Here is a 14,880-nt window from a genome sequence, read left to right as displayed (position 1 = left end):
TGGCCCGCACCCGCGCCGGCCTGGCCCGCACCCGCGCCGGCCTGGCCCGCACCCACGCCGGCCTGGCCCGCGCCCCCGTCGGTCACCCCACCCGCCCCGCCAGATCGTCCGCGCTCGTCTCCATCTCCAGCACCCACACCTCGTTGTCACCCTCCCGGAGCACCGGGCCCGGCACGTACAGCGAGGACTGCGGTCCCGCCGCCGGCCAGTAGCGGCCCAGGCAGAAGCCGTTCACCCACACGAACCCCCGGGTCCAGCCGGGCAGTTCCAGCCCCGCGTCCCCCGCACCGGTGACCGGGAACCGGCCCACGTACAAGCCGGCCGCGCCGCCTGCCGCCGCCCGTACCGCCAGCTTCCGTACCGCGGGCGCGTCGTCGAACGCCTCCAGGGCCAGCCCCTGCGACCGCACCCCGTGCAGGTACTGCCGCTCGTGCAGGACGCCCCCGGTCAGCCCCTTCGGCTCGCCGACCCGGGGCCCGTAGTTGACCCGGCCCAGCGACTCCACCCACAGCTCCACCGCCGCGGGCCCGGCCACCGGCTCCGGCAGATACGCGTCCTCGGCCGTCAGCACGCCCGCCCGCACCCCGTCGACGTACACCACGGCCCGGTCCCGCAGCCCGCGCACCCCCAGCGGGTACGGCTGCCGCGGCCCCGGCACGTCCACCCGGTGGCGGACCAGCCCCCGGCCCACCCCCAGCTCCTCGAACGACGCCGGAACACCGCGCTCCGTCTCCTTGCCGCCGAGCGCGTCCATCACCTCACCCAGCGGCGCCCACGCCGTGAACTCCACCGCCGCGGGGACGCCGAGCGAGGGAGGCGGCTGCGGCACCTCGGGCAGCGGGCCCTCGGCGTACCGCTCAAGGACCTCCCGGAACCGCCAGAACTTCTCCGTCGGCCGTCCGTACTCGTCGACGGGCGCGTCGTAGTCGTAGGACGTCACCGTCGGCTGAAGCACGCCGTCGTGCAGCTCACCGGCCCGGTTCGCCCCGGCCCAGCCGGCGAAGTTCGTCCCCCCGTGCGCCATGTACAGGTTCACCGACCCCCCGCACTCCAGGATCTCGCGCAGCGCCTGCGCCGCGTCACCGGCCTCCCGTACGACCTTCTCGGCCCCCCAGTGGTCGAACCACCCGCACCAGAACTCCATGCACATCAACGGCCCCGACGGCTGGTGCGCCCGCAGCACGTCGAAGGCGGCCCTCGCACCGGAACCAAAGTTCGCCGTCGCCAGCACTCCCGGCACCGACCCGCCCGTCAGCATGTGGTCCTCCGGCCCGTCCGACGTGAACAGCGGTACGGTCACCCCCACCTCGCGCAGGAACCCCGCCAGTCGCCGCAGATAGACCTGGTCGCTGCCGTAACTCCCGTACTCGTTCTCCACCTGCACCATCAGCACCGGCCCGCCCCGCGTGACCTGCCGCTGCACGACCTGCGGCAGCAGCCGGCGGAACCACCGCTCCACCTGCCCCAGATACGCCCCGTCGCGGGTGCGCACCCGGGAGCCCAGCGGGCCGGTCAACCAGTGCGGCAGACCGCCGTTCTCCCACTCGGCACAGATGTACGGACCCGGGCGGACGATCGCCCACAACCCGGCCTCCCGCACGGCGTCCAGGAACCGGCCCAGGGCCTCCTCGTCGTGGAACCGCCCCGGCGAGGGCTCGTGCAGGTTCCACGGGACGTACGTCTCCACACAGTTGAGACCCATCGCCCGAAGCATCGACAGCCGGTGGCCCCACTGCTCCTCGTGCACCCGGAAGTAGTGCAGTGCACCGGACAGCAGCCGCACCGGCCGCCCGTCCAGCAGAAAGTCCCGGTCACCCACCGTGAAATCAGCCACGGTCCCCGCCCATCCCTCGGTACGTCAACAGTGGCCCACCCTCCCCCCTGGCGGGCGGAACGGTCCATGGACAAAGATCAACGGAAGTTGGACGGTTGGGTACGACCGCGCGGGACGAACGGATGACGAGGCAAACGGATGTACCACACCTGGATGCGCTACTTCACCCCCAGCCCGACCCACCACAAGCTGGGTCTGGTCTGCCTCGGAGTCGGCCTCCAGCACGGCGCACTGCCCACCGTCGGCCCCCGCACCCTCGACCACCACGTCGCCGTCGTCATCAGCTCCGGCTCCGGGTGGTACCGGGGCGCCGACGGCCGCCGCACCACCGTCACCGCGCCCGCGCTCCTGTGGGTGACACCCGGCGTCCCCCACCACTACGGACCCGACCCCGAAACGGGCTGGGACGAAAGCTTCGTCGACTTCACCGGGCCCGCCACCGCCACGTACACCGAACTCGGCTACATAGAACCGGAACGCCCGGTCGTCCCCCTCACCGACACCGTCGGCGCCCGCGCCGCCGTCGGCCGCATCGCCCGCGCGGCCCGGCGCGGCAACCCGTTCCTGGAGGTCGAGACCGGCGCCGCCGTCCACGAGCTCCTCGTCGCCCTGCGCCGGGCCCGCGCCGGCCTCGGCACCGACGGCGACCCCGTCCTCCAGGCACTGGCCCGCGACGCGTTCCGGCCGCTGTCGGTGGCCGAGCACGCCTCCCGGCACGGCATGACCCCCACGGAACTGCGCACCGCGGTCCGCCGGGGCGCCGGCTGCAGCCCCAAGGACTACCTCCTCGGCATCCGCCTCGGCCGGGCCAAGGAACTCCTCGCGGCCACCGAACTGCCCGTCGCCGCCGTCGCCCGCCGGGTCGGCTACGACGACCCCGCCTACTTCTCCCGCCTCTTCACCCGCCGCGTCGGCACCGCCCCCGTCCGCTTCCGCGAACAGCAGGGACGCACCGTTCCCGGCGGCTGGAGCAACCAGATCCCGCATCCCGAACACCCGCCGACGATCACCACCTGAGCGTCGTAAGCTCGCTGACCATGACCACCAGCTCCACGGGCCCCCACGGCCCCGCCACGCCGCTCGACCCCGCCACCTCCACGGATGTGGACCCGGCCGTACGCGCCGAACTCGGCCGGCTCCGCGACAGCATCGACAACATCGACGCGGCCGTCGTCCACATGCTCGCCGAACGCTTCAAATGCACCATGCAGGTGGGCCACCTCAAGGCCGAACACCAGCTCCCGCCCGCGGACCCGGCTCGCGAAGCCCGCCAGATCGAGAGGCTGCGCACCCTCGCGGAGAGCGCCAAACTGGACCCGGCGTTCGCGGAGAAACTGCTCACCTTCATCATCGCGGAGGTCATCCGCCACCACGAACAGATCGCGGACACGCCAGCTGCTGACTGAGACGGGCGGGGGACGACGGGGGCGGTCGCAAGCCGGGGCCGAGGGGCGGACATTGCTCGCGGCGGAGGGGCGGACGATACCCGGGGCCGAGGGGCGGACATAGCTCGCGGCCGAGGGGCGGACACAGCCCGCGGCCGAGGGTCGGGAGGGGCGGACGACACCCGGGGCCGAGGGGCGCGAGGGGCGGACGTAACCCGGGGCCGACGGCCGGTTCAGCCGTCGTCCCGTGGGTATCAGGCAACCACCTGAGCGTGCAGCTGGAGTACGAGATCCCCCCACGCACCACCGGCGCACCACCGGCGCCCTCGTCCCCCCTCAAGCCCCGAACTGCTCCGGCCGGGGCTTCCGCCATGACTGGAGGCCCTCGTGGCCACACCACTGTCCGCCGCCCGCTTCCTGGCCGCCCTGCGAGCCGAAGGCGTGAAGGTCGTCGAAGTCGGCAACTGGCGCACCCACAACCGCAATCACGTGGGCCGCTGGGGCCCGGTGCACGGGGTGATGATCCACCACACCGTCACCAAGGGCACCGCGGCAACCGTCCGGATCTGCCGCGACGGATACAGCGGACTCCCGGGCCCGCTCTGCCACGGCGTCATCGCGAAGGACGGCACGGTCCACCTGGTGGGTTACGGCCGCGCCAACCACGCCGGATCGGGCGACGACGACGTCCTCGCAGCAGTCATCGCCGAACGCAACCTGCCCGCCGACAACGAGGCCAACACCGACGGCAACGCCCGCTTCTACGGCTTCGAGTGCGAGAACCTGGGCGACGGCAAGGACCCGTGGCCGGCCGCGCAGGTCGACGCCATCGTCCGTGCGTCCGCCGCGCTGATCCGGGCGCACGGCTGGGGCAAGGCCGGCAACACCAGCGTCATCGGCCACAGCGAGTGGCAGCCGGGCAAGGTGGACCCGCGCGGCCCGGGAATCGGGATGAACGACATCCGACGACGGGTCGCGGCACGCCTCAAGAGCCCGCCGAACCGCCTGCTCGACACCGACGGCGACGCTCCCGCCCGCAGCTACGTGGTCCAGCCGGGCGACACCCTCACCGAGATCGCCGCCACCCACGGAACGACGGCCCCCGACCTCGCCCGCCTGAACGCCCTCACGGACCCGGACCACATCGAGGCGGGCCAGATCCTCGAACTGGGCTGACCCGGGGGGCAGCTTGACCGGGAGGGTGGGGGAAGGGGTGGCCCGAGGTCCGGCGGCATGGGGGCCCGAGGTCTGGCGGCCCCGAGCTCCGGCGGCTCCGAGGCCCGGCCGGTAGGTCGCTGCGTCGGGGGTCGTTCCAGTGCCGGGGGCGGTTCCTCCGAGGCAGGGGCCGCCGCCCCCGTGCCGCGACCGCCCCGAAGCTCCCGGCTGCCCCGCCCGCCCCGAAGCTCCCGGTGCCCCTCCTCTCCGCGTCCGTAGCCCATCGGGCAGCATGTCCCCATGCCCGTACTGACGCGCGACGAAGCGCAGACCCGAGCCCGGCACATCGACGTCCAGAGGTACACGGTCGATCTCGACCTCACCGGCGGCGCCGGCGCGGGCGACGTCTTCGACTCCCGCACCGTCATCCACTTCACGGCGCGCCCCGCAGCCGAAGGCCCCGGTACCGTCGACACCTTCGTCGAGCTCAAGCCCGCCACCTTGCGCTCCGCCACCCTCGACGGGCAGCCCCTCGACCCCGCCGCCCTCACCGGCAACCGGCTGCCCCTCACCGGCCTCGCCCCCGGCGCCCACGAACTCCGCGTCGACGCCGCCATGAACTACTCCCGCACCGGCGAAGGCATGCACCGCTTCACCGACCCCGCGGACGGCGAAACGTACCTCTACACCCAGCTCTTCCTCGACGACGTACAGCGCGTCTTCGCCGCCTTCGACCAGCCGGACCTCAAGGCCGTGTTCGAGGTCTCCGTCACCGCGCCCGAAAGCTGGACGGTCCTCGGCAACAGCGTCGCCACCCAGCGAGGCGAGGGCCGCTGGACGTTCGCCCCCACGCCCCTGCTCGCCACCTACTTCGTCGCCGTCGCCGCCGGCCCCTGGCACTCCGTCACCACCGAGCACCGCGGCCTGCCCTTCGGCCTCCACTGCCGTCGCTCGCTCGCCCCCCACCTTGACGCCGACGCCGGAGAACTCCTCGCCGTCACCCGCGCGAGCTTCGACCGCTTCCACGAGAAGTTCGACGAGCCGTACCCCTTCGACTCGTACGACCAGGCCTTCGTACCGGAGTTCAACGCGGGCGCGATGGAGAACCCCGGCCTCGTCACCTTCCGCGACGAGTACATCTTCCGCTCCGCCGTCACGGACAACGAGCGGCAGTCGCGCGCACTCACCGTCGTCCACGAGATGGCCCACATGTGGTTCGGCGACCTCGTCACCCTCCAGTGGTGGGACGACATCTGGCTCAACGAGTCCTTCGCCGAGTACATGGCCTACCAGACCCTCGCCGAGGCGACCGGCTGGACCGACACCTGGACCGACTTCGCCGTCGCCCGCAAGGGCTGGGGCTACGACGCCGACCAGCGCCCCTCCACCCACCCCGTCGCCCCCGACCCGGCGGCCGTCCCCGACACCGCGTCCGCGCTCCTCAACTTCGACGGCATCTCCTACGCGAAGGGCGCCTCCGCACTGCGCCAACTCGTCGCCTGGATGGGCGAGAAGGACTTCCTGGCCGGCATCAACACGCACTTCGCCCGCCACAGGTTCGCCAACGCCACGCTGGCCGACTTCATCGACAACCTCGCGTCGGCGACGGACCGCGACGTCCACGCGTGGGCCGAGGCCTGGCTGCGCACCACGGGCGTCGACACCCTCACGCCGGCACTCTCCGACACGGACGCCGGCTGGACCCTCGACATCACCCGCACCGGCACCCGCCCGCACCGGATCACGGTCGGCGCGTACGACCAGGACCTGCTCGACCCGAACAGCCTCGTCCTGCGCGAACGCTTCGCACTGGACGTACCGGCGGAGGGGGTGGGGTCATCGCCGGAGAGCGACGCCACGCACCCCGCAGGACCCGCAGCATCCGCAGGGCCCGCAGTACCCGCAGGACCTGCAGCACCCGCAGTACCGGCAGGACCTGCAGCACCCGCAGTACCCGCAGGACCTGCAGCACCCGCAGTACCGGCAGGACCTGCAGCACCCGCAGTACCCGTACACGCGCGACCCCGTCCCGGCCGTCGCCCCGCCCTCCTCGTCCTCAACGACGACGACCAGACCTACGCCAAGGTCCGCCTCGACCCCGTCTCCTGGGACACCGCCCTGCGCGCACTCTCCGGCCTGCCCGACGCCCTCACCCGCGCAGTCCTGTGGAACGCCGCCCGCGACATGGTCCGCGACGGCCAACTCGCCCCCACCGCCTACCTGGACGCCGCGCGCGCCCACCTCCCGTACGAAACCGACCTCGCCGTCGTACAGGGCGTCCTCGCCTTCGCCGCAGGCCAGATCACCGACCGCTACCTCAACCCCGCCGAACGTCCGGCCGCCCTCAGCACCCTCACCGACCTCTGCCGCGACCTCATCCGCCGCACCGAGGACGGCAACAACCCGGGCCTGCGCCTCACCGCCGTGCGCCACTTCATCGGCGCGGCCACCCAGCCCGACAGCATCCGGGACTGGTACGAGTCCGACAGCGTCCCCGGTGGCCCCCTCCTGGACCCCGAACTCCGCTGGAGCATCCTGCGCAGGCTCGCGGTACTGGGCGCCACCGACGAGGCGGCGATCGCCGCGGCCCTCGAACGGGACCCCAGCGCCACCGGCGAGGAGGGCGCGGCCCGGTGCCGTGCCGCACTGCCCGGCGCGGAGGCGAAGACCGCGGCCTGGGAGCGGATGTTCGGCTCGGACGACCTCTCCAACTATCTGTTCGCCGCCACCGCCCAGGGCTTCTGGCAGCCCGAACAGGCCGAACTGCTGACGCAGTACGTCGCCGAGTACTACCCGGCGGCGACAGCGCTGGCCGCCCGGCGCGGCCCGGCCATCGCCGAGGCGGCCGGACGCTACGCATTCCCCGTACACGCGGTCTCTCCCGAAGCCCTCACCCTCGGCGAGGACCACCTCCGCACCACCGACCTGACGCCGGCCCTGCGCCGGAAGCTGGTCGACCAACTGGACGACCTGCGCAGGGCGTTGCAGGTACGGGGCGGGGGAGCGGCGACCGAGGGCTAGGCCGCGGCGGCAGGCCGGGTCGGGGGCCGAAGGCTGGGGGATGGGGGTCGGCGAGCCGGGCGCGGGGAGCGGAGTGCGGGGAACCGTGCGGAGGACTGGTGCTGGTCGCGCGGTTCCCCGCGTCCCTTCGGGACGCTGCGTGGTTCGCCCGGCGCTGCTGCGCGGGGTTCCGCGGCTGTGTGCGGCATGGGGTTGTGCGCGGTTGGGAGCCGGTTGGGGGCGTGGTCCCGCCGCGTGCGCGGGTGGCGCTGTGCGTGCTTTGACGGCGCCCCCCGCCGCTGGACGTGCCTCGCTCGCTCCTCCCTACGGTCCGATGACACCCGGCACCGCCGGCGGGCGCGCGCAAGCTGCCACGCGCGACTTGGTGCCGTGCGCGATCCGTTGCTCAGGAGGTCCGACGGGGCCGCCCCACCGGTGCGCGGGTGGCCCCGCCGAGACTCTTGGCGCCGCGGCAGCCCAAAGACACCAGCCGGCCGACACCGACCGCGGAGCCTGGCCCTGTAGCCGCCGTGGCTCTCCGGCCTCGTGCGGGCCTGAGCCTTCCGGCATGGGCCGTGGCTTTGCGGCCCCGGGCCGGCCGTGACCTCCCGGCCCGTACTGGCCATGGCCCCCCAGCCCCGCGTACCGACCACGGCCCCCGGCCCCCGCCGACCGCGGCCCCCCGGCCTCCGCCGACCGCAGTCCTCCGGCCCCCGGCCTCCGCCGACCGCAGTCCTCCGGCCCACGTCGACCGCAGCCCTCCGGCCCCCGGCCCCCGCCCCACCCCGACCACCCCATATACCAGTCCCGCAAAGCCCAACCCCCCCTCCGCGTAAGGCAGTACCACTTTCGAGTTGAGATCGTTGTCCTCTCCGGACACCCGACCCGATCGCGTACAGGCTGGTGTGCCTGCCCTCAGCACACAGCCCGAAGGACCCCGCATGAGCACGCCGAAGCCCGGCACCCGCACCGGCCCCGGTGCCCATTCCCCGGCGGCCCCGGGCGCGGACCTCACCCCCGAAGCGGGCTCGGGCTCCCCAACGGCGACGGTGGACGACGCCTTACCCGCGCCCGCCCCCACCCCAAGCACCGCCCCCACCCCCGGCAAGTCCTCCGGAAAGTCCGCCGCCAAGTCCTCCGGCGAAGCCCCCAACAAGCCCCCCGTAACGCCCCCCAGTACCCGCCCCCTCCCACCCCTCGCCGGTGGTGCAGCCGGGGCCGCAGCCATGCGGGGCCTGCTCGGGACCGTTCTGGACGGGCTCGCGGGCGGGGCCGCCGCGCGCGGAGGGCCCCTCCCCGCCGGGGGGCCGGCAGTCACCGCCGAGCGTCTCCGGCACGCCGTACAGCCCCTGCTGCCCGACACCGGGGCCGGCCCGCACGACGCCCTGCGCGCACTCGTCACCGCGCTCGCCGCCGGAGCCGCCGACCCCGCGCACCCCCACTGCGCCGCCCACCTCCACTGCCCGCCCCTCGCCGTCGCCGTCGCGGCCGACCTCGCCGCCTCCGCGCTCAACCCCTCCATGGACTCCTGGGACCAGGCCCCTGCCGCCTCCGCCCTGGAAGAAGCCCTCACCCGCACCCTCGCCGCCGAGATCCACCCCGACACCCCCCACCCCGACGCCCTCGTCACCACCGGAGGCACCGAGTCCAACCAACTCGCCCTCCTCCTCGCCCGCGAGAAACACGCCCACCACGGGCCCGTCCAACTCGTGGTCGGCGCGAACGCCCACCACTCCCTCAGCCGCGCCGCCTGGCTCCTCGGACTGCCCGACCCCGTCGTCGTACCCGCCCCCGCCGGCACCCTCGACCTCGCCGCACTCGACGAAGCCCTCACCCGCCTCCACCGACCCCTCCTCGTTGCCGCCACCGCCGGCACCACCGACACCGGCCAGCTCGACCCGATCCCCGAGATCGCCGACCTCTGCGACCGGTACGGCGCCGACCTCCACATCGACGCGGCCTACGGTGGCCCGCTGCTCCTCAGCCCCACCCACCGCCACCTCCTGCACGGCATCGACCGCGCCCACACCCTCACCCTCGACCTGCACAAACTCGGCTGGCAGCCCGTCGCGGCCGGTCTCCTCGCCGTCCCCGACACCCGCGCCCTCGACTGCCTGACACACCAGGCCGACTACCTCAACGCCGACGACGACACCGACGCGGGAATCCCCGACCTCCTGGGCCGCTCCCTGCGCACCACCCGGCGCCCCGACATCCTCAAGATCGCCGTCACCTTCAAAGCCCTCGGGCGCGACGGACTCGCCGACCTCGTCGACCGCACCCTCGCCGCCGCCCACACCCTCGCCGACCTCGTCGAGAAGGACCCCGCACTGGAGCTCCACGACCGCCCCGCCCTCAGCACCGTCCTCTTCCGTCCCACCGCGTCCACCGACGAGGACGTGGCAGCGCTCCGCCGCCGTCTCCTGCACGAAGGCCGCGCCGTACTCGGCCGCACCCGCGCCGACGGCCGCCTCTGGCTCAAGGCCACGCTCCTCAACCCCCACACGACCCCGCACGACCTCGAAACCCTGCTGGCGCACGTCCATGCGCCCGCCTCCTCAGATCCACCCCACCCGCCCGGGTGCTGAGGGCGCAGGGCCAGGCCCCACCGGAGCACACAACCCGCACCCACCCCCGCACCCACCCCCCGCACCCGCCCCCGCGTCCCCACCCGCCCGGCTGCTGAGGGCGCGGGACCAGGCCCCACCGGAGCGCACAACCCCCACCCACCCCCCGCGACCCCACCCGCCCGGCTGCTGAGGGCGCCGGGCCCAAGCCCCTCCGGAGCACACAACCCCCACCCGCCCCCGCGGTCCACGCCCCACACCCCGCCCACCCCCGAAAGGCACCACCACCGATGACCGCCGCCCCGCCGCCCCAGGACCCGCAGCCCCCCACCCCCGACCAGCCCCACGACCTCGTCGGCATCGGCATCGGCCCCTTCAACCTCTCCCTCGCCGCCCTCGCCGACGGAGTCCACGGCGGCCTCAAGACCGCGTTCTACGAACAACGCCCCGCCTTCCACTGGCACCCCGGCCTCCTCATCGAAGGCGCCACCCTCCAAGTCCCCTTCCTCGCCGACCTCGTCACCCTCGCCGACCCCTCCAGCCCCTGGACCTTCCTCAACCACCTCCGCGACTGCGAACGCCTCTTCCCCTTCTACTTCGCCGAGCGCTTCCACATCCAGCGCGCCGAGTACGACGCCTACTGCCGGTGGGTCAGCGACCACCTCACCGGACTCCACTTCAGCCACCAGGTCGACGCCGTCCGCTGGAACCCCGAACGCACCGCCTTCGAGGTCGACTTCACCCAACTCGACACCGACGGCGAAGCCGAAGCCCTCGGCCGCACCTACACCCGCAACCTCGTCCTCGGCGTCGGCACCACCCCCCACATCCCCGAGCCCCTCAAACCCCTCACCGAAGCGCCCGCCGTACCCGTCATCCACTCGGCCGACTACCTCACCCACCGCGAAAACCTCAGCACCGCCGAACACGTCACAGTCATCGGCTCAGGACAGTCCGGCGCCGAAGTCTTCCTCGACCTGCTGCGCGCCCGCCCCGTCGGCCGCGAAAAACTCACCTGGCTCGCCCGCACCGAAGCCATCGCCCCCATGGAGTACTCCAAGCTCGGGCTCGAACACTTCACCCCCGACTACACCCGCTACTTCCACGCCCTCCCCGAAGGCGTACGCGACGAACTCCTCCCCAGGCAGTGGCAACTGCACAAAGGCATCGACGCGGACACCATCACCGCCATCCACGACGAGCTCTACCGCCGCACCCTCAACGGCGGCTGGCCCGACGTCACCATCACCCCCGGCGTCCACGTCCGCACCGCAGGCCGCGTCGCCAACACCAAGGTCGAACTCCACCTCGAACACACCCAGCAAGGCACCCGCTCCCGCCTCACCACCGACGCCGTCGTCCTCGCCACCGGCTACCGCGAACGCCCCGTCGACCGCATCCTGGCCGCCCTCCACCCGTACATGAAACGCGACTCCTCCCAGCGCCCACGCGTCGACGAACAACAACGCCTCGTCCTCGACCCCGTCGTCCAAGGCTCCGTCTACGTCCAGAACGCCGAACGCCACACCCACGGCGTCGGCGCCCCCGACCTCGGCCTCGCCGCCTGGCGCAGCGCCGTCATCCTCAACTCCGTCACCGGCACCGACACCTACCCCCTCCCCGCCCGCACCGCCTTCACCACCTTCGGCCTGAACACCCCCACCCGCCCCCTGCTCCCCAGCCAGCGCGAAAGTCTCGTACAGCTGAAGGCCTGAGCGCGCAACGTGGTCTCCCTCATCCCGGCGGGAAGCAAAGCGGAGTTGGTTACGTCTGTGAATGTCCGCGATGCTCCCGTCCCACGGCCCCACATGCTCCGAGGACCGTGCGAGCTCGCCCAGGCGCCTTGTTAGGTTGTGGCGACGCGCTTGCCCTGCGCGGTTCACGGGGAAGGGAACGAACAGTGGCATGGGAAGAATGGGTGCATCTGAAGGCGGAAGCCGCCGGTGCACAGAATGCACACATGCAACTCACCGGTGTGGATGACGGCAATGGGGGACGCGGCGGTCCAGTCAGCGGCAAGGCGGCCGACGGTGACCGGCTGAAGCACTCGGACAAGCCGTGGAACGACGCGGCGACCGTCGCTCAGTCACTGGCCACCAGCATGGGCTCGGCCAAGACCGAACTCTCCGCCGGAAACAACGGCGTGGCCAAGGGCGCCGACGGCCTCGCGAGCATCGCCGTACTGAAGGGCGTACTCACCTCCTGGGACGAGCGCCTGGAGTCGGCACGGGCCGAATGCCAGTCACTCGCGCCCAAGCTCCGCCAGGCATCAGGCACACAGGGCGGCGCCGACACAGATGTACGGAACAAGGTCGACAGCGTGCAGGCACCCGCCACCGACGGCAAGGGCCGGTGACGCGGTGCTGACGTGGCAGCAGCTGAGAGACCTCGAGTGCGCCGAACTGGACAGCGCGGCCGACGGCTGGGGCAAGGCCGCCAACCGTGCCGACGCGGCCCAGGACCGGGTGAACACCCACATGACCGCAGGGCTGGCGGCCACCCAGGAGGGCAAGGCGGCCGACGCAGCGATCGTCCGGCTGAAGGACCTCAACCGGAACTTCGCCTACATACACACCGAGTGCGGCCTCATACGCACCACCCTCAACAGCCTCTCCTACGAACTCAGGACCCCGCAGCGCAACTTGAAGGACGCCCTGGAAGAGGCCGGAACCCTGGGCTTCACGGTGAACCCGGACGGCTCCGTCAGTTATCCCGCGGCAGCCCCCAAGAACGGGCTCAGCCTGCCACCCGGCCCAGAAGCCCCCGGCGGCTCGGCCAACGGACGCGCCTACCTGCTGGAACCCCGCCCCGGCCCGAACGGAATGCTGAGCACCCCCACCCAAGGACTCCTCAACGCCAACCCGAACCAGGCCAAGGCCGAGGACGTAGCAGATCGCATAGCCCGAGCCCTGCGTGACGCGAACGACATCGACGGCCGGTTCAGCCGCACCCTGGCCAAGCTCAAGGCCGAGCCGGGACTCAAGGTCAGCGACGCCACCTGGACCGACGCGGCCCAGGACGCCGCCGCCGTACGCGAGGAGGCGCACAAGTACCTCAGGGCAGAGATCCCCGACGACAAGTCCTCCCCGGCAGAACGCAAGGCCTGGTGGACCCACCTGACGCAGGAGCAGCGAGAAGAACTGCTGACCGTCTACCCGGACGTGATCGGCAACCTGGACGGCATCCCCTCCGCAGTACGCGACCAGGCGAACCGGGACAACCTCCCCCTCCTGATTGGAAAGCTGGAGGGGAAGGACGACGAAGCGTCGAAGACGATGCTGGCCGGACTGCAGGCGATCGACGCCAAATTGCAGGAACCCAGCAAACCGCCCCTCTACCTCCTCGGCGTCGGCGACCAGGGCAACGGCCGCGCCATCCTGTCCTACGGAAACCCCGACACGGCAAAGAACGTCTCGGCGTACGTCCCGGGCCTGGGCACCAAACTCGACGCGAGCTTCGCGGGCGAAACCCTCAAACGCGCCCAGGACACCGCCCTCGGTGCCCTGGACATCGACCAGAGCAACAATCCGGCGTCCATTGTGTGGCTCGGCTACGACGCACCCCAGCTGCCCGCCGCGGACCTCATGGGCAACCTCGATGTGATGTCCAAGGAGAACGCCGAGGTCGGCGCCCCCGCGTACAACGAGTTCATGGCCGGAATATCCGCCACGAACGAAGGCAACGCCCCCCATGTCACCGCCATCGGCCACTCCTACGGCTCACTCACCGTCGGTCTCGCCGCACAGGAGAACGGCGGAATCCCCGGTGCGGACGACATCATCCTGGTCGGCAGTCCGGGCACCGGAGCCGACTCGGCGTCCGAGCTGGGCGTCGGCAAGGAACACGTCTACGTCGGCGCGGCCGAGAACGACCTGGTGACCAAACTCCCCACCGAGAACGAGGCGGGCGGAATGGGCGCCGGAGCCGTCGGCGGCGGCTCCGCCGGAGCCGTACTCGGGCTCGGCATCGGCGGCCCGGTAGGAGCGGTGATCGGCGGAGCGGGAGGCGCCGTCGTCGGAGGCATCGCCGGATACACCGCCCAGGACGCACAGACCGACCCCAACAAGATCTACTTCGGCACCGACCCCGCCCACAAGGACTTCGGCGCCAACCGCTTCCTGGTGGACGACGGCCCCACACTCACCGAGGAACCCATGCAAGCGCACTCGAACTACTTCGACCCGACCAAGGACCAGAAATCGGCCGACAACATCGCCAGTATCGTGGTGGGCCACGGCGACGCCATCACCCGGCAGCAACCGCGATGAGGCACTCCGCAGCCATACTCACCATCGCCGCGGGAATGCTGCTCACCAGCTGCGACACTTCCGAAGGGCCGAAGGAGGAAAAGCCCACCATGAACATGCAACAAGCCGCAGAACGCGCGGACTCCATCCTCGACGAGACCTTCGCCGCGATCAAACCGCCGGTTAACTGGACGCACGGGCAGAGCACCGAGGGGAGCTGCGACGTCTCACGACGCAGGCAAGTGATGACCATCATCTCGCCCGAACGCAGGGGCAGCTTCTTCGGCGTCGTGGAACGCCACTGGAAGGACCAGGGATACCGGCATCTGTCCTCCAACAACAGCAAGATCCCGGCCACCTACTTCGAGACCCAGGACGGCTTCCGTGTCCGGCTTCTCGTCGGCCTCCAAGGTCACGCGTCCTTCGAGGTGGCGACCCCCTGCGTCGAGCATTCCGAGGTAGCGCCGCCCAGGTCGAAGACCGTCGGCCCCGACTACTCCGACGAGTTTCCGCTGCCGCTCCCCAATGTGCGCTCGGACTTCTGGTCCGCGAGCTGAACCCCGACAGAGCAGAGAGGGCGGCGGCCCGTAACCCCGAACAGGGGTCACGGGCCGCCGCCCCTCCCGGCACACGTACCGGAGCACCGGGACGTACCGGAGCTCCTGCACACGCACCACAACACCGGGACGTAC

General features: G+C 72.0%; 10 protein-coding genes. 9 read left to right on the top strand and 1 reads right to left on the bottom strand.

Translation table 11 applies throughout. From position 1 onward, the window contains the following. Window positions 1–82 precede the first annotated feature (82 nt). The gene (locus ACIQM4_RS21270) at window positions 83–1,834 is read right to left on the bottom strand and encodes a glycoside hydrolase family 35 protein (protein WP_401593691.1); all 1,752 of its coding nucleotides are present in this window, start codon (window positions 1,832–1,834) and stop codon (window positions 83–85) included. Between the two features lie 138 nt (window positions 1,835–1,972). Between ACIQM4_RS21270 and ACIQM4_RS21265 the strand changes: the two genes are divergently transcribed. From ACIQM4_RS21265 to ACIQM4_RS21225, 9 genes are all read left to right on the top strand, one after another. After that, the gene (locus ACIQM4_RS21265; RefSeq protein WP_401593688.1) at window positions 1,973–2,851 is read left to right on the top strand and encodes a helix-turn-helix domain-containing protein; all 879 of its coding nucleotides are present in this window, start codon (window positions 1,973–1,975) and stop codon (window positions 2,849–2,851) included. A 20-nt stretch (window positions 2,852–2,871) separates the two neighbouring features. Further along, window positions 2,872–3,240, top strand: coding sequence for a chorismate mutase (locus tag ACIQM4_RS21260; RefSeq protein ID WP_401593686.1), 369 nt, complete (start codon window positions 2,872–2,874; stop codon window positions 3,238–3,240). 366 nt (window positions 3,241–3,606) lie between these two features. Continuing rightward, on the top strand, window positions 3,607–4,395 hold the full coding sequence (locus ACIQM4_RS21255) for an N-acetylmuramoyl-L-alanine amidase (protein WP_401593684.1): 789 nt from the start codon (window positions 3,607–3,609) through the stop codon (window positions 4,393–4,395). Window positions 4,396–4,674: 279 nt separating this feature from the next. Beyond that, the gene (pepN, locus tag ACIQM4_RS21250; RefSeq protein WP_401593682.1) at window positions 4,675–7,395 is read left to right on the top strand and encodes an aminopeptidase N; all 2,721 of its coding nucleotides are present in this window, start codon (window positions 4,675–4,677) and stop codon (window positions 7,393–7,395) included. A gap of 1,205 nt (window positions 7,396–8,600) precedes the next feature. Further along, window positions 8,601–9,962, top strand: a complete 1,362-nt coding sequence (locus tag ACIQM4_RS21245; protein WP_401594162.1) for a pyridoxal phosphate-dependent decarboxylase family protein — start codon at window positions 8,601–8,603, stop codon at window positions 9,960–9,962. Window positions 9,963–10,231: 269 nt separating this feature from the next. Next, entirely contained in the window at window positions 10,232–11,656 is a 1,425-nt protein-coding gene (locus tag ACIQM4_RS21240; protein ID WP_401593681.1) for a lysine N(6)-hydroxylase/L-ornithine N(5)-oxygenase family protein, read from the top strand. Window positions 11,657–11,901: 245 nt separating this feature from the next. Continuing rightward, on the top strand, window positions 11,902–12,297 hold the full coding sequence (locus ACIQM4_RS21235; RefSeq protein WP_401593679.1) for a hypothetical protein: 396 nt from the start codon (window positions 11,902–11,904) through the stop codon (window positions 12,295–12,297). After that, window positions 12,239–14,209 (top strand): alpha/beta hydrolase, encoded by a 1,971-nt coding sequence (locus ACIQM4_RS21230; RefSeq protein WP_401593677.1) that lies wholly within the window; start codon window positions 12,239–12,241, stop codon window positions 14,207–14,209. The genes ACIQM4_RS21235 and ACIQM4_RS21230 overlap by 59 nt, the downstream gene beginning before the upstream one ends. Before the next feature lie 89 nt (window positions 14,210–14,298). Then, window positions 14,299–14,745, top strand: coding sequence for a hypothetical protein (locus ACIQM4_RS21225; RefSeq protein ID WP_401593675.1), 447 nt, complete (start codon window positions 14,299–14,301; stop codon window positions 14,743–14,745). Window positions 14,746–14,880 lie beyond the last annotated feature (135 nt).

The organism is Streptomyces sp. NPDC091272 (genome assembly GCF_044757485.1).
Classification (GTDB): Bacteria; Actinomycetota; Actinomycetes; order Streptomycetales; family Streptomycetaceae; genus Streptomyces.
This window is presented reverse-complemented; position numbering and strand designations above follow the sequence as displayed.